Raw genomic sequence first — 16,185 nt, 5'->3', positions numbered from 1 at the left:
CAGATACTAATGGTTTCAGACGGCAATGGGAAACCTAGCGTAACGAACAGGATGACTTGTTTTTTCTTATTTTAATCATGTATAATGGGGTCAAGTGACTGGGTGCGGTATTTTTTTGAAAATTAAATAAACAAATCAAGGTACGACGTCCAACTACCATAGGAGGTTTAGATTCATTTGTCTAAAAAAACAAACAACGATAAATTGATGATTTTCGCTTTGGGCGGCGTCGGTGAAATCGGGAAAAATATGTATGTCGTTCAATACGGCAATGACATTGTCGTGGTGGATTCCGGTCTGAAATTCCCGGAAGAGGACATGCTGGGCATTGATATCGTTATTCCTGATATTTCCTACCTTACAGAGAACCGCGACAAAGTAAGAGGCATTGTGCTGACTCATGGTCACGAGGACCATATCGGCGGTTTGCCTTACGTGTTGAAACATTTGAATGTACCAGTATATGGTACCAAATTGACGCTGGGATTGGTGGAAAACAAGCTGAAGGAAGCGAATCTGCTTGGTGAAACCAAACGTATTTTGATCAATGCTGATTCCGAAATCAAGCTGGGTTCCACACTAAAAGCAACTTTCTTCAGAACCAACCATAGTATTCCGGATTCTGTAGGTGTATGTATTGATACTCCTGAAGGCGCTGTTGTTCATACAGGTGACTTCAAATTTGACCATACTCCGGTGAACGGACAATATGCAGATTTGCAGCGTATGGCTGAAATTGGCACACGTGGTGTACTGGCTCTTTTGTCAGACAGTACAAATGCCGAGAAACCGGGCTTTACACCTTCGGAAAAGAGCGTTGGTATTGTCCTGGAAGACATTTTCCGCAAGTCGAGACAGCGTGTGGTCGTAGCCACTTTTGCTTCTAACGTACATCGTATTCAGCAGGTAATTAATGCTGCTGAAGCTACGGGACGTAAAGTAACAGTTATTGGTCGAAGCATGGTTAATGTCGTAGGTATTGCTTCGGACTTGGGCTATTTGGAAATTCCAGATGGAATGCTGATTGAGCCTGAAGAAGTTGGCAAAATGTCAGCGGATCGTGTAGTTATTCTCTGCACAGGCAGTCAGGGTGAACCGATGTCCGCTTTGACAAGAATGGCTCGTTCCACACATCGAAAGGTTGACATTCTTCCAGGGGATTCAGTCATCATCGCAGCTACTCCGGTACCGGGTAATGAAAAATACGTTGGACGCACAATTGATGAACTGTTCCGTCTGGGTGCCAATGTATATTACAGCGCAGCTAATCCAGGTATCCACGTTTCTGGACACGGAAGCCAGGAAGAACTCAAGCTGATGCTGAATCTGATGAAACCAAAGTTCTTCTTGCCAATTCATGGTGAGTTTAGAATGCAACGTCGTCACGCTCTTCTTGCTGAAGGCGTAGGTATAGAGCCTGAAAATATCTTCATCACGGATATCGGTGAAGTCATTGAAATTCAGAATGGCGGAGCACGCAGAGCTGGTAAAGTTACAGCAGGCAACGTACTGATCGATGGACTAGGCGTAGGGGATGTAGGAAATATCGTATTGCGCGACCGCAAATTGCTGTCACAGGACGGTATTTTGGTGGTGGTTGTCACGCTGAGCAAGCAAGACGGAACGATTAAATCAGGCCCAGATATCATTTCCCGCGGTTTCGTATATGTCCGTGAATCGGAAGGTCTACTGGATGAAGCAAATCGTATTGTCTCAAGTACACTGCATAAGCTCATGAGTGAAAATGTAAATGAATGGGCTTCCCTCAAGACAAATGTCAAGGATGCACTAGGTCGCTTCTTGTATGAGCAAACTCGTCGCAGACCGATGATCCTGCCAATTATAATGGAAGTGTGATTCAATTGAAATTTGTTCAAAAACCTGAATTAAAAACTTAAGTCACAGGCACACAGTCGCCTCTCTTCCCGCAGGAAATATTGGACGGTTTCCGCGGGAGGAGAGGCTTTTTTGATTTTGCGGGACAAGGAAAAGCATGGGGTCGGGTATAAAATATTCCATTTCCATCCCATACTATAGGGTGAATACGGGTCATATAGATGCGTAAAGCGAAAGGAAGATCACCCATATGGAACAATACAGCAATCTAACATCTGGCAACGAGGAAACGGAAGCTCCAGATCAACCAGAAATTGGGCAAAGACCCGCTTTACCTGCTATGGAGGCTTTGCAGCAGCTGGGTCAAACTTCCATGCCTGGAGGCGAGTCCAATATTTTTTGCATGACGATTATCGGTCAGATTGAAGGGCATCTCATTTTACCGCCTCAAAACAAAACGACAAAATATGAGCACATTATTCCCCAGTTGGTAGCGGCAGAACAAAATCCTCGTATCGAAGGATTAATGATTTTGCTGAATACAGTTGGTGGTGATGTAGAGGCAGGACTGGCTATTGCTGAAATGATCGCATCGATGAGTAAACCAACGGTGACTATTGTCATAGGTGGGGGGCATAGCATCGGTGTGCCGATTGCTGTGTCTTCCACTTATTCCTACATTGCGGAGAGTGCGACGATGACCATTCATCCCATTCGGATGAACGGTCTGGTCATTGGAGTACCACAAACTTTTGAATACATGGAAAAAATGCAGGAACGTGTTGTACGCTTCGTCGTTTCTCATTCTCGTATTACAGAAGAGCAGTTTAAGGAACTGATGTTTAAAACCGGTGAGTTAAACCGCGATATTGGTACAGCGGTTGGGGGAGCGGATGCAGTGAAGTATGGATTGATGGACGCGGTTGGAGGCATCGGAGAGGCTTTAAAACAGCTGAACACCATTATTGAAACGCGGCGTCAGCAAAACGGGATCGCTGGGATTCAACAGCAGGCTCCGTATGCTCCTTTTTCTCCCAGTCCCACAGGAACTCCTACAGAGACACTGTCAGGGGAGCAAAGCAGGGAGCTACCTCAATGACACTATATACTGTGATGCCAATGGAAATGGTATGGCAAGGGATGTGGAAAGAGGCTGAGGAGCTTGCAGAGGTTCGGGTAGACGGTCTACTTATGCAGGTACAGCCGCTTGAAAGTCGTCGGGGGATCATTGTACGGTTGTTGGACTGTCCGCTGGAAGCCTACCTGAATCCGCGTTATGGACCAGGTCAAGTTATCGAGTGGTCGTAGAAGGTGTCGAATAGTATAGAAATAGGTCATTTACTGCTGAAAAAGAACATATGTGCGGATACCGGGTGACGTGGTATAATATTCTTCTGGGGGGTGACCTTGTATGTCCAGAAGAAGAAAAAGAAAAAAGAAAGCCGCATTTGGCGGAGTTCTAAAATTTGAAATTTACGGCATTGTGCTGATTACATTAGCGGTCATTGCGTTGTCGGGTGAAGCGGCAGTTGGTCGGTCGCTATCCAAGATGTTTGGGCTCGTACTGGGGAAATTCTATTTTGTTATCCCTCTCATTGGCATTTATTATGGTCTGATGGTGATGATTCACCGCAAGTGGCCGAACCAGTGGAACTCGCGTAAAACGGGTTTGCTCCTGTTGGTATTTGCCTTTACACTTATGAGTTCTATTTCATCTATGGAGCAGCGTTTGGGGCCGATCAACGCGCTTCAGCCGGGCGGAGTGATGACCCAGATACATATAGATATGCGTGAGCAGTTGCTGTCGCCTGACCAGCAGGGCCATACCTCAATGCTGAACAAGGATATCAGCGGGGGGTACGTAGGCGCATTGCAGCTTACTGTTCTGTTGTGGCTGTTTGGTCTCACAGGAGCTAAACTGATCATGATTGTTATGTTCGTCATTTGTTTCATGCTGATGACCCAACTGTCCTATGTGGATTTGGTACGGATTGTAAAGACCAAGCTGCTGACAGTCGGGGGAAGCGTGCGTAAAAAATGGACTGGTAAAGCTACTCCGCTTTCGGCATCTAGCAAAGGTAGTGGAAATAGAAAAATCAAGTCTGAGCCGATTCCTGCCTATGAGGAAGACATGGATGATGACTTTGACGAAATGCAGCCTCCTGCACGCAAACAACCGATTTTCTTTCAGTTGTTTGGTCTCAAAAATTCAGATAAAGCGGACAAGGAGAAGCATTCCGTCGATACGGATGAGGATGATCATGATCTTCCATATGAAGCTGAGGACGCGCAGGCCCAGTGGAGAAACGATAACCAGAGTGAAGAGCTGTCTGACGTAGTCGAACACGCTGAGGAGGAAGCTGCAACTCCGGTAAAAAGGTCGCCGATTATTAGGGATTTCTTCGAACAAGTAAAGCATGAGGAAAGAAGACCGGAAGCTGAATTTGGAGAGTCCCTGACAGGGGCAGAGCAGACAACTTCCATTATTGATGAATCCCTGGATGATGACTTTGTGGATGCCCATGCGAATACGGATATGGATGATTCGACAACGATCCAGGGGACATTAGAAGGTGCTCAGGGACAAGCTCAGACGATTGCAACTGGGGTTGCAGGCGAAGAGGCTGAAGGTACCCATACAGCTATTCCGGCTCCGCCGCCGCCTAAACCTTACAAGCTCCCATCGTTTCGTTTGCTTGCTAAACCACAAAACGTAGGCAAAGGTATGGGACAAAAGGATTACATGCAAACGGCACGCAAGCTGGAAGCAACGCTGGAAAGCTTTGGTGTGCGGGCGAAGGTGCTGGAGGTTGTCCGTGGCCCTGCCGTAACGCGTTATGAAATTCAGCCGGACATTGGAGTAAAGGTCAGCCGCATTGTGAGTCTGACGGATGATATTGCGCTTGCGCTTGCTGCCAAAGATATCCGTATGGAGGCTCCGATTCCTGGCAAATCTGCTATCGGAATTGAGGTTCCGAATAATGAAGTTTCCATTGTCACGATGCGTGAGGTAATGGAGACAACCGTTTTCCAGGAGTCAACTTCCAATTTATCCATTGCATTCGGACGTGATATTGCAGGACAGACGATTGTTGGTAATTTGGCCAAGATGCCCCATCTGCTTGTAGCTGGGGCAACAGGTTCGGGTAAATCAGTGTGTATCAATGGGATCATCACGAGTATTTTGTACAAAGCAAAGCCGGATGAGGTCAAATTTTTGATGGTCGATCCTAAAATGGTGGAGTTGAACGTGTACAACGGAATCCCGCATTTGTTGGCTCCGGTCGTGACTGATCCAAAGCGTGCCTCACTTGCATTGAAGAAAATTGTAGTTGAAATGGAAAAAAGATATGAGTTATTTTCCAAATCAGGAACCCGTAATATTGAGGGCTATAATAATCTGATGAAAGATAACCCGGATGCATTTCTGCCTTACATCGTCGTTATTGTGGACGAGTTGGCAGATTTAATGATGGTAGCTGCGGGAGATGTGGAGGATGCGATTGCACGACTTGCCCAAATGGCACGTGCAGCAGGCATCCACCTTATCATTGCAACCCAGAGACCTTCGGTTGACGTAATTACCGGGGTGATTAAAGCCAATATTCCTTCACGTATTGCCTTCGGCGTTTCCTCGCAGGTAGACTCCCGTACCATATTGGACATGGGCGGAGCCGAGAAGCTACTCGGACGTGGTGATATGCTGTTCATGCCAATGGGGGCTTCTAAACCTGTCCGCGTTCAGGGAGCGTTCATGAGCGATCAAGAAGTCGAAAATATTGTTAACTATGTACGTGAACAGGGTGAAGCGCAGTATGATGAAACGCTTGTGCCGGAGGTGGAAGAGGTATCGGCTGATGCAGATGAAATGCTGGATGAGCTGTACGATCAGGCTGTCAACATCATTTTAGAGGCTAAACAAGCTTCCGTTTCGCTTCTTCAGCGCCGTATGCGGATCGGTTATACACGTGCTGCTCGATTGATTGACTCCATGGAAGCTCGCGGAGTCATCGGCCCTTACGAGGGCAGCAAGCCCCGTGAGGTCCTTATCTCAATGGAGCAATATCAGCAAAATAAAGTTAGTTCCTAAGCATTATCTCTATCCAGCACTACATTAAAACGCTGTTTGTTCGCATGGTGGTTGTTCTAATATGACAACTCCAAGTGAACAAACAGCGTTTTTTGTGATGTTTTTTTGAGGTGTGGCGACTACCTGCTGAAAGAAGATTAAAAGGGTGAATAGCTTTAAGCGGAGCTTGTCATAATAAACGTAGCCATCCTGTTAATCCCACAAAAGAAAGGTAGAGCGCAGCATATGAAAAAGACAATGGTCTGGATTTGCACGGGTATCCTCGCAGCCTCGGCTATTACGTACACAGGACTTTTTAAAAATGACTCTGCACAGCAGCAAGCAGAGCCGCTGAGCACACAGCAGAAAGTACAAGCAGCGCAACCTTCCCAGCCGACATTCAGCTCGGGAGCGGTTGATTTTGGATCTTACGGTCAGGATGTATATGAGTTGCAATCACGTTTGAAGTTGCTGGGCTTTTTTGGCGGGAAAGTGGACAGCCATTTTGGCAGCAGTACACTAAAAGCTGTCAAGGGTTTTCAAAAGGAATTTGGCATCCGTCCCGATGGAGTGGTCGGAGCAAAGACGAAATTAAAGCTGGTGAATGCTACTCCTAACTGGAAGCCAACGGAAACTCCTATGCATCGTAACAATCAAGGTTCCGCTCAGGGACAGACAGCGGACAATAACGATAAAGCGGATCAAAATGATGAAACGATGGGATCGGCCAACACCATGGGACTATCTGAAAATGATCTCAAAATTATGGCCAACGCGGTCTACGGTGAATCCCGCGGCGAGCCATTTGAAGGACAAGTTGCCGTCGCGGCTGTTATTTTGAACAGGGTTAAGTCACCGAGCTTTCCCAACTCACCATCTGGAGTGATCTTTCAGCCAGGAGCTTTCACAGCTGTAGCAGACGGCCAAATCTGGCTCACACCGAATGAGACTGCACAAAAGGCGGTACGCCAAGCACTGAACGGCTGGGACCCAAGTGGAGGATGTCTTTATTATTTTAACCCAAAAACAGCCACCTCCAAATGGATTTGGTCCCGTCCGCAGGTGAAAACCATTGGGGAGCATATTTTCTGCATGTAAAACGCCGAAGCAGCCGGGAGCTTGTCTCCGGTTGCTTCTTGGCTTTTGCATGGTTAGAATAAAGATTGGTACACTTTACCTCTTTACAGGAGGATGATTTACAGCAGCTAATGCTAATCAAAGGCTAGACGCAAATTGACGTCACAAAGGAGTTTTGGACTTGAACAAAACAGGTTTCGAGCGTGGCACACGCAGACAACTGAGGATTCATGTACTGCCGACCAAGCGCTTTAAGACGTTTGCCATATCGTTGTATGTAGGTACTCCGCTACGTGAGGAAACCGTTACCCGAGTGGGGCTGGTACCTTTCGTTCTGCGACGGGGTACAGAATCGTATCCGCAGACTACACAATTCAGAGAACAGTTAGAACAATTGTATGGCGCGGGTTTCGGATTCGATGTATACAAACGTGGAGATTATCAGATCGTGCAATTTCGCATGGATACGATTAATGACAGCTTTGTAAACAGTCCGGATAGTTTGCTGGATCGTTCGTTTGCTTTTCTCGGAGAAGTGCTGACGAAGCCTGCATTGGAAAATGGTGCATTTCAAACGGGATACGTCCAGCAGGAACGAGAAAATGTGCGTAAAAAGCTGGAATCTATAGTTAACGATAAAATACGTTATGCTGGTGAGCGCTGTATGGAGGAAATGTGCAAAGATGAGCCTTATCGTCTGCACCCTCTTGGTCAACGATCCGATCTGGACAGCATAGATGCACAGAGCTTGTATCAGGCTTATGGAGAATGGCTGAATCATGCCAGCATGGATTTATACGTTGTGGGAGATACGACGCTGGAAGAAGTTGAGAAGTTTGTTGATCGCTATTTTCAATTGAATCGTTCAGCGGAAGCAGGGTATGTTCCAGAACAGCCCAAGTCAGTAGAGCGTGAGGTTCAAACCGTTGTAGAGCGTCTTGATGTGAACCAGGGCAAGCTCAACATGGGGTTGCACACCCCTATTACGTATGGAGACGATCGCTATGCTTCCGCTCTGATGTATAATGGCATTTTGGGCGGGTATCCGCATTCAAAGCTGTTCGTTAATGTAAGGGAAAAGGAAAGTTTGGCGTATTACGCTTCATCGCGGTATGACGGGCATAAAGGGATTGGTACGATTCAATCTGGTATCGAAATTCCTAATTATGAAAAAGCGGTTACTATTATCCGCAAGCAACTGGAAGATACGCAAAATGGAGCGATTACCGAGCTGGAAATGACCCAAACGCAGGCGATGATTCGCAACTTGCTGAAGGAGATGCAGGATTCCGCTTTTGAAATGATCGCCTATGATTTTAACAGACAGCTTTCCGGTAAAGAGCGGACGGTAGATGAGCTGCTGAGTCAGGTGGAGGCAGTCAAGGTGCAGGATGTTCAGGATGCCGCCCGGACGTTCCGACTGGACACTATTTATTTCTTGAGAGACCAGAAGGGGGAATAGCGGTGGAGCATATACCTTATGAGCATTTGCAGGAAACGCTGTACTATGAAGTAATGGATAACGGTTTACACGTTTATGTGTTGCCCAAACCGGGTTTTCAGAAGACGTACGCCACATTTGCGACTAAATACGGCTCGGTTGATAATCATTTCCGCGTAGAAGGTCAACAGCCCGTAAAGGTGCCGGATGGCATAGCCCATTTTTTGGAGCATAAAATGTTTGAAGAGCCTGAAGGCGATATTTTTGCTACCTTTTCTTCTAATGGGGCATCGGCGAACGCATTTACGAGCTTTGATCAAACAGTATATCTGTTTTCGGCAACCGAGCGTATTCAAGAAAATTTGACCACCCTGGTCAATTTTGTGCAGCATCCTTACTTTACAGATGAAAATGTAGAGAAGGAAAAAGGCATTATCGGCCAGGAAATCAATATGTATGAAGATAATCCCGATTGGCGGAGTTACTTTGGTCTGATCGAGGCGTTGTACAAGGTCCATCCGGTGCATATTGATATCGCAGGTACTGTTCAATCCATCAGTACGATTACAAAGGAAACGCTGTACAGTTGCTATGAAGCTTTCTACCATCCAAGCAATATGATTCTTTTTGTAGTGGGCGGAGTGGATCCAGCTGAAGTAATAGAACTGGTACGTAACAATCAGGCTAAAAAGGACTATAAGCCGCAGGGAGAGATCGAGCGGATTTTCGACGATGAACCCACTACAGTTGCAGAACCACGTCGTGAGGTAAAGCTGGCCGTTTCTCTGCCAAAGCTACTGTTTGGATTTAAGGAGGCTGAAGTAGGCCTAACGGGTGAAGAATTGCTCCGTCATGATCTGGAAACCAAGCTGATGCTAGATCTCCTGTTTGGCTCCAGTACACAACTGTATCAAAAGCTCTACGATGAGGATCTGATTTCGGACAGTTTTGGTCATGAGTACAATAGCACGCAGCAATATGCATTCTCTGCAATCGGTGGGGATACCAAAGACCCGGATCGGCTGTTGGCGAGAATACGTGAAGAGGTGGAGTCCATCCAGAAGCAGGGCTTTGCAGCAGAACATTTTGAACGGGCACGCAAAAAGAAAATCGGTGGTTATCTGCGTACACTCAATTCACCAGAAAATATTGCGCATGAATTTACAAGACATCGCTTCCGGGGCAGCGATTTTTTCCAACTGCTTCCGATTTATGAAAGTATCACGCTTGAGGATGTAAATCGCCGTCTGAAAGACCATATCCAGTGGGATCAACTCGCAATATCACTAGTGGTGAGTCCGTAATGTCCAGGGAGAGGGAAACGATGACCACCGAGGGCGGAGAACTAAAAGCGATTGGCGATACAACCGTGCTGATTACAGGAGCAAGTGGCGGAATTGGTGCGGCTATTGCTGAGCGTTTTGCAGCTGTAGGGATGAATGTGGTCATTCACTACATGAAGTCCCATGAAAAAGCAAATGAAGTTGCCCGTCGTTGCATGGCTTATTCAGGCAAGGTAATGACCGTGTCAGCGGATCTGCGGAGCAAGGAGCAGATCGAACGCATGCGTGAAAAGCTGGATAATCACGGGATGAAGCCGGATATTCTTGTGAACAATGCCGGACTATCTCATTATGGGCTGTTAACAGATGTTTCGGAAGAGGAATGGGACGAAGTGATGGCTGTCAATGTTAAGGGAACCTTTTTGTGCACGCAGGTTTTTATGCCACATATGATTTCCCAACGCTATGGCCGCATTGTGAATGTTTCATCCGTGTGGGGGATATGTGGTGCTTCGTGCGAGGTGTTGTATTCCACCACCAAGGGAGGCATTAACGCTTTCACTAAAGCGCTGGCTCAAGAGGTAGCACCTTCCGGGGTGACAGTGAATGCTGTAGCTCCAGGTGCAGTGGATACGTCGATGCTGGATCATTTGGATGAAGGGGAAATTACCAGTTTGGAAGAAGAAATTCCTGCTGGACGATTGGCTCGACCTGATGAAATATCGTCCCTAGTTTATTTTCTTGCGCTTCCTGAGTCAGGTTATATTAATGGCCAGGTCATAAGTCCTAACGGAGGATGGGTGACTTAAGGGAAATAGCGCTTGGAGGAATCCACCAGTATAGTAAGCGTCTGAGAAGAGCATATTACAACTGTTGATTTTAAATCTGAATCATCTAAGGAGGATTTAAGTATGTCAACAGTTGTTCAGAATTTTGATGTTTGGAAAAAGTTCCTCGGTCAGCGTGTAGAGCAAGCGGAGAAGCTGGGAATCAGCCAAGATACCATTTCTGAGCTTGCTTATGAAATTGGTGATTTTCTGGATGAGAAGGTCGATCCAGCCAACCATTCCAACCGCGCACTGAAAGAACTGTGGGGAGTTGCCGATGAGGACGAGCGTCACACCATCGCCCGGCTAATGGTTAAATTGGCCAAGAGCAACGCATAAGTAGGAACCAACATGAAAAGCTCCCTTTTGGGGGCTTTTCTGTAATGGTTACAGAGCTGTTCTTGTAATTCCATTGTAATTTATATATCATAAACGTGATTGAGGCTTACAACACAATGCAGCCTATCAAATTTCAATAATTGGTTTTGTCGAAAGATGTTATTTTATGATACAATAATGCTTTGATTTGGAGTTGTTGACGGTTTGAATGTGAATGAGGTGCTAACGTGACGGAAGAAACGAAACAGTGGTACATGGAGTACAAGATACATAAAAATCGACCCGGACTGCTGGGAGACATTGCTTCCATGCTTGGTATTCTGGGGGTTAATATACTGACGATCAACGGTGTTGAAGGCGAAAGACGGGGGATGTTGCTTGAAACGGACGATGACGAGAAGATACGCATTCTCGGAGACACGTTAAAAAAAGCGAGCAACATTACAGTCACGGCCTTACGTGCTCCGAGACTGGTTGATATATTGGCAGTAAGACACGGCCGTTACATCGATCGGGATTCGGATGATCGTAAAACATTTCGCTTTACACGCGATGAGCTTGGGTTGCTGGTCGATTTTTTGGGTGAAGTATTAAAGAGGGACGGCAATCAGGTGATCGGTCTTCGCGGGATGCCGCGTGTGGGCAAAACGGAATCCATTATTGCCAGTAGTGTATGCGCAATGAAGCGTTGGACTTTTGTGTCTTCAACGTTACTACGACAGACGGTGCGCAGTCAGCTCTCTGAAGAAGAAATGAACCCAAACAATGTGTTTATTATTGATGGTATTGTGAGTACAATTCGGTCAAATGAAAGACATTATCATCTGCTTCAGGAAATCATGAGTATGCCAAGTACTAAAGTGATTGAGCATCCTGATGTATTTGTACGTGAATCAGGATACAGCTTTGACGATTTCAATATCATTATTGAGCTTCGCAATAATCCGGCTGAGGAAATTATTTATGATACCTTTACAGCCAGTTATACAGAAGATCTTTAAATAAGCGTAATTACACAAGGAGATGATGACATGTCAGAACTGGGTCAGCAATTAAAGGAGGCCCGGCTGCAAAAAGGATTGAGCCTTGACGATGTTCAGGAAATGACGAAGATACGCAAACGTTATCTGGAAGCCATTGAGACGGGCGATTACAAAGTGCTGCCGGGAAGCTTTTATGTCAGAGCTTTTATTAAAACATACGCTGAAACGGTCGGGTTGAACCCCGATGAGATTCTGGAAGGGCATCAAAGCAATGTGCCTGAACCTGAGCCGGAAGCAGTCATGGAGCCTGTTACACAGAAACGCTCCAGCCGTCCCGCCACGATTGGTAATCTTAAATGGTTGCCTACAGCGTTAATGTGGCTTTTTCTAGTTCTCATTGTTGGGGTTATTTATGCTTATTGGGTGAGCAACAACCATTCAACTCCAAAAACAGCAGAAAACACAACGCCGATTACAACACCAAGTACAACACCAAGTACAACACCAAGTACAACACCAAGTACAACACCAAGTACGTCTACTCCTGATACCACTACGACACAGCCGAACAATGGTCAAACGACGGCTCCAAATGGTGCTGGTGGGCAGACTCCTGATGCGGGGCAAACCGGCCAAACTCAGCCAGGTGGTACGGGGAGTACGGGTGCTACTACTCCAGATACTGGACAGCAGCCGGATACGACTACGCCACAACAAGGTGTAACTGTGGCACAGGACGGCAAGCAAGGCAAGACGACGATTTTTAAAGTTTCCAGTTCAACGGGAGCCGCGGTCAAGGTTGATATTAAAGCGACGGGCGAAAGCTGGCTTGAAGTGTACAAGGGAGAAAATTCCCGTGGAGAAAAGCTGAGTTATGGTATGACTAAAAGTGGAGATGCCATGTCATTCGATATTGGTCCAGAAGGTTTATATATCAAATCAGGACGGTCTTCTGCCACAGATATTTCCGTAGCAGGTCAACCGATAACAGATAATAAATCGACTACTCGTGTACTGATCCAGCAAGGAGAAGCTTCTTCGACCGGAACGAGTGCAGGGGTGACGGGTTCACCTGCAGATTCTACGACAGGTAGCAGTACGGATTCAGCACAAAGTAGTACAGATTCTACAACTACTGATGGTGAATAAACGCCTTGGTGCGAGGAAATACTAATGACTGTAATTCCTGGAAAGGCAGTCATTTCATTTTCCGCAAAGTGAGGTGTATACGTTATGACCGTCAGCTGGATTGTGACTGGGCTCGGTATAATTGTCAGTTTACTGGGCTATTATCTGACACCGAATGCATGGGGCTATGGCATACTGGGCTTTGGTCTTGCTCACATTGTGCTTGGACTTTTGGATATGTTCCGAACTCCAACACGAAGCCATAATTAGATATTTTGACCGTAAATGAAATAAAGGCGTTTTTGTCAGGAAAACTGGCAAGAACGCCTTTTTAGTCAACGGATTATTGGATTTTTGTAAATGACTAGCCTATAATTAGATATTGAACTTTGTTGTGGAAAGGAAAGTGAAACGATGGCTTCAGAAAATTCATTTGATATCGTCTCCAAAATGGATATGCAGGAGTTAACAAATGCGGTTCATCAGACGGAGCGTGAAATTGAAACTCGATTTGATTTCAAGGGTAGCAAAAGTAGCCTTAAGCTTGAGAAAGAAGCTCTTACGATTGCATCGGAAGACGAATACAAGCTGAATGCGGTGATTGATATTTTGCAATCTAAAATGGCCAAACGAGGTCTGTCCCTTAAAAATGTGGAGTATGGCAAATTGGAACCCGCCTCTTTAGGTTCAGTGCGTCAGCGTCTTTCGCTTAAGCAGGGAATTGATCAGGATAATGCCAAGAAAATTAACATTCTTATTCGGGACTCCAAGCTAAAAGTTAAAAGTCAGATTCAAGGTGATCAAATCCGAGTGACCGGAAAAAACAGGGATGATTTACAGGCGATCATTCAATTGCTACGTAAAGCTGATTTGCCATTGGAGCTTCAATTTACAAACATGAAATAAAGCCGTTTTCCCTCATACATTTTGTAGGAAAAAACGTTGCTTGATGTGCGGCAGGTTATTTTGACATGCGTTTTGTGCCATATTATACTTGTAACGAAAATGCAGACAATTCAGGTGTATAGCGCTCGTCGATAGCGATTTACATAGGATTGAATTTAATCCGAAAACTGCCATTTGTAATCAAGTACGATAATCAGGGGAGAGTGTGTTGTGAATTTACCCAACAGAATTACAATAACGCGGATTTGCCTTATTCCGGTGATGATGCTGGCTTTGCTGGTGGACTTTGATTTTTATCCGCCGCCGATTGAGATCGGAGCTTTCAAGCTGCCGTATAATCAGCTGATTGCGGCTATCATTTTCCTTGTAGCAGCCAGCACGGATGGTCTTGACGGATATTTGGCACGTAAAAATAATATGGTCACCAATTTGGGCAAGCTGTTGGACCCCCTTGCTGATAAGCTTTTGGTAACCGCCATTTTGGTTTCCTTGGTAGAAATGGGAAAAATCGATTCGTGGATTGTCGTTGTGATTGTTAGCCGTGAGTTTGCGGTTACGGGTCTGCGTCAGATTGCCTTACTGGATGGTTCTGTGGTTGCTGCAAGTAATTGGGGCAAATTGAAGACGATCATCCAGATCGTTGCTATTGTAGCGTTGCTCATTAATAATTTCCCGTTTGTTTTTCTTGGTATCCCGTTTGATTTAATAGCGATATGGGCAGCGGTGTTGATCACCATTTATTCGGGTATTGATTATTTTGTGAAAAATATCCACTTGCTGAGCTCCTCCAAAGTTTAACAGGATAAATTTTATGGAAACAGCAATAGGGACTAAACTTATTGCTGTTTCTTTACATAATTCCCATAATATTCGCAGTACAGGAGGAAGAATTGATGAAAGCTGAAATAATTGCAGTAGGTACAGAGTTATTGCTCGGACAAATAGTGAATACAAATGCTCAATATTTGTCACAAGAGTTGGCTACAATCGGAATCGATGTATATTTTCAGACTGTAGTTGGCGATAACATAGATCGGCTTCAGGAAGCGATAAGAATTGCTCAGAAGCGTGCGGATATTATTTTGTTTTCCGGTGGTCTGGGACCGACTCAGGATGATTTGACGAAAGATGCGATAGCGTCTGTATTGGGGCGAAAATTGCACATAGATCGTCTTGCAATGGACAAGCTAGATCAGTTTTTCCGTAACCGTGGGGTAGAAATGACCGAGAATAACCGCCGGCAGGCGCTTTCTATTGAAGGCGCTACTCCGCTTGAAAATGAGACAGGGCTAGCTGTGGGCGACGCAATTGCACAGGACGGTAAATTTTATGTAGTTTTGCCTGGACCGCCTAAGGAACTCAAACCCATGTTTGCAAACCAAGCGAAACCTTGGTTGCTTCAGCAGGCATTGAGCGGTGAGGAAATGCCAATTTATTCAAAAATGCTAAAATTTGCAGGGATCGGTGAGTCAGCTCTTGAAACCCATTTGTTAGATCTGATCCAATCCCAGACAGACCCCACGATTGCTCCTTATGCCAAGGAAGGGGAAGTCACGATCCGTATATCCACCAAGGCGGCCAGCGAAAGTGAAGCACTAATTAAGCTGACGGCTACGGAAGTAGAAATTCAGCAGCGTCTTTCGGAATATATGTATGCAAGTGAAGATGTTACGCTGGAGAAGGTTATCGTAGATCTAATGGCCAAACGCGGGCTCACTGTGAGTGCGGCAGAAAGCTGTACAGGTGGAATGCTGATGGAACACATCACTTCTATACCTGGCAGTGCTGTTATGTTTCAAGGTGGCATCGTGTGCTATTCCAATGAAATGAAGATGAAATTACTCAACGTGCCTTATGATTATTTGGAAGGGGATCAAGCGCCAGGTGCAGTGAGTAAGGAAGTAGCCCTTGTGCTTGCAGAGCAGGCGAGAATGATCATGGACAGCGATTTTGGACTTTCAGTTACTGGTGTTGCCGGGCCTGGGTATTCCGAACGGAAGCCAGTCGGTTTGGTGTATATTGGCATTGCTGAACGCGACAAGGAAACGGAAGTACATGAACTGAGACTGAGTGGTAACCGTGAAACAATCCGACTGCGATCAGTCAAAGCAATCCTGTACAGATTGTGGCGCAGGCTGGTAGAGAACGAGAAACCCTCTTAAACATCTATGTACAGTGTGGGTCGTAGAGTTGTTTTAGATAGATATTTATGATATAATCATCTTATCGGAAGAACCGTTGCAAAGCCTTTTGCCAGCGGTTCTTTTTTTGTTTTAAGAGACAGGTGTAATTGTAG

15 protein-coding genes are annotated in these 16,185 nt (G+C 45.7%); all 15 read left to right on the top strand.

Annotated elements, in window-relative coordinates; genetic code table 11:
- Positions 1–177 precede the first annotated feature (177 nt).
- Complete coding sequence (locus tag MHB54_RS02340; protein WP_013309942.1) at positions 178–1,857, top strand: ribonuclease J; 1,680 nt, start codon at positions 178–180, stop codon at positions 1,855–1,857.
- Between the two features lie 229 nt (positions 1,858–2,086).
- Entirely contained in the window at positions 2,087–2,935 is an 849-nt protein-coding gene (locus MHB54_RS02335) for a ClpP family protease (RefSeq protein ID WP_023988228.1), read from the top strand.
- Positions 2,932–3,144: a YlzJ-like family protein gene (locus tag MHB54_RS02330; protein WP_023988229.1), complete on the top strand. Its 213-nt coding sequence runs from the start codon at positions 2,932–2,934 to the stop codon at positions 3,142–3,144. Before MHB54_RS02335 ends, MHB54_RS02330 begins: the two co-directional genes overlap by 4 nt.
- A 103-nt stretch (positions 3,145–3,247) precedes the next feature.
- A complete protein-coding gene (locus MHB54_RS02325; protein WP_023988230.1) occupies positions 3,248–5,926 on the top strand; it encodes an FtsK/SpoIIIE family DNA translocase in 2,679 nt (892 codons plus the stop codon).
- Between the two features lie 225 nt (positions 5,927–6,151).
- A complete protein-coding gene (gene sleB / locus MHB54_RS02320) occupies positions 6,152–7,003 on the top strand; it encodes a spore cortex-lytic enzyme (RefSeq protein WP_023988231.1) in 852 nt (283 codons plus the stop codon).
- Between the two features lie 160 nt (positions 7,004–7,163).
- Positions 7,164–8,444, top strand: coding sequence for an EF-P 5-aminopentanol modification-associated protein YfmF (gene yfmF / locus MHB54_RS02315; protein ID WP_264453877.1), 1,281 nt, complete (start codon positions 7,164–7,166; stop codon positions 8,442–8,444).
- Between the two features lie 2 nt (positions 8,445–8,446).
- Positions 8,447–9,727 carry an EF-P 5-aminopentanol modification-associated protein YfmH gene (yfmH, locus tag MHB54_RS02310; RefSeq protein ID WP_023988233.1) on the top strand — a complete coding sequence of 427 codons (1,281 nt, stop codon included), beginning with the start codon at positions 8,447–8,449 and terminating at the stop codon, positions 9,725–9,727.
- A 20-nt stretch (positions 9,728–9,747) separates the two neighbouring features.
- The gene (gene ymfI, locus MHB54_RS02305; RefSeq protein ID WP_023988234.1) at positions 9,748–10,515 is read left to right on the top strand and encodes an elongation factor P 5-aminopentanone reductase; all 768 of its coding nucleotides are present in this window, start codon (positions 9,748–9,750) and stop codon (positions 10,513–10,515) included.
- Positions 10,516–10,617: 102 nt separating this feature from the next.
- On the top strand, positions 10,618–10,872 hold the full coding sequence (locus MHB54_RS02300; RefSeq protein ID WP_013309950.1) for a DUF3243 domain-containing protein: 255 nt from the start codon (positions 10,618–10,620) through the stop codon (positions 10,870–10,872).
- Between the two features lie 227 nt (positions 10,873–11,099).
- Positions 11,100–11,873 (top strand): DUF3388 domain-containing protein, encoded by a 774-nt coding sequence (locus MHB54_RS02295; RefSeq protein WP_013370747.1) that lies wholly within the window; start codon positions 11,100–11,102, stop codon positions 11,871–11,873.
- Between the two features lie 30 nt (positions 11,874–11,903).
- The gene (locus tag MHB54_RS02290) at positions 11,904–13,004 is read left to right on the top strand and encodes a helix-turn-helix domain-containing protein (RefSeq protein ID WP_071558855.1); all 1,101 of its coding nucleotides are present in this window, start codon (positions 11,904–11,906) and stop codon (positions 13,002–13,004) included.
- A gap of 84 nt (positions 13,005–13,088) precedes the next feature.
- Complete coding sequence (locus MHB54_RS02285) at positions 13,089–13,253, top strand: hypothetical protein (protein WP_023988236.1); 165 nt, start codon at positions 13,089–13,091, stop codon at positions 13,251–13,253.
- 144 nt (positions 13,254–13,397) lie between these two features.
- Positions 13,398–13,889 carry a YajQ family cyclic di-GMP-binding protein gene (locus MHB54_RS02280; protein ID WP_023988237.1) on the top strand — a complete coding sequence of 164 codons (492 nt, stop codon included), beginning with the start codon at positions 13,398–13,400 and terminating at the stop codon, positions 13,887–13,889.
- Positions 13,890–14,099: 210 nt separating this feature from the next.
- Positions 14,100–14,687, top strand: a complete 588-nt coding sequence (pgsA, locus tag MHB54_RS02275) for a CDP-diacylglycerol--glycerol-3-phosphate 3-phosphatidyltransferase (RefSeq protein ID WP_013309954.1) — start codon at positions 14,100–14,102, stop codon at positions 14,685–14,687.
- 95 nt (positions 14,688–14,782) lie between these two features.
- Positions 14,783–16,051 carry a competence/damage-inducible protein A gene (locus MHB54_RS02270; RefSeq protein ID WP_023988238.1) on the top strand — a complete coding sequence of 423 codons (1,269 nt, stop codon included), beginning with the start codon at positions 14,783–14,785 and terminating at the stop codon, positions 16,049–16,051.
- Positions 16,052–16,185 lie beyond the last annotated feature (134 nt).

The sequence above is a fragment of the Paenibacillus sp. FSL M7-0802 genome (assembly GCF_038004945.1).
GTDB classification, from domain to species: domain Bacteria; phylum Bacillota; class Bacilli; order Paenibacillales; family Paenibacillaceae; genus Paenibacillus; species Paenibacillus polymyxa_B.
This window is presented reverse-complemented; position numbering and strand designations above follow the sequence as displayed.

Coding starts and splice junctions, on each gene's coding strand:
- MHB54_RS02270 (WP_023988238.1), top strand. CDS start 14,783: ATGAAAGCTGAAATAATTGCAGTAGGTACAGAGTTATTGCTCGGACAA.
- MHB54_RS02325 (WP_023988230.1), top strand. CDS start 3,248: ATGTCCAGAAGAAGAAAAAGAAAAAAGAAAGCCGCATTTGGCGGAGTT.
- ymfI (WP_023988234.1), top strand. CDS start 9,748: ATGACCACCGAGGGCGGAGAACTAAAAGCGATTGGCGATACAACCGTG.
- MHB54_RS02330 (WP_023988229.1), top strand. CDS start 2,932: ATGACACTATATACTGTGATGCCAATGGAAATGGTATGGCAAGGGATG.
- MHB54_RS02290 (WP_071558855.1), top strand. CDS start 11,904: ATGTCAGAACTGGGTCAGCAATTAAAGGAGGCCCGGCTGCAAAAAGGA.
- MHB54_RS02300 (WP_013309950.1), top strand. CDS start 10,618: ATGTCAACAGTTGTTCAGAATTTTGATGTTTGGAAAAAGTTCCTCGGT.
- MHB54_RS02335 (WP_023988228.1), top strand. CDS start 2,087: ATGGAACAATACAGCAATCTAACATCTGGCAACGAGGAAACGGAAGCT.
- MHB54_RS02280 (WP_023988237.1), top strand. CDS start 13,398: ATGGCTTCAGAAAATTCATTTGATATCGTCTCCAAAATGGATATGCAG.
- MHB54_RS02285 (WP_023988236.1), top strand. CDS start 13,089: ATGACCGTCAGCTGGATTGTGACTGGGCTCGGTATAATTGTCAGTTTA.
- sleB (WP_023988231.1), top strand. CDS start 6,152: ATGAAAAAGACAATGGTCTGGATTTGCACGGGTATCCTCGCAGCCTCG.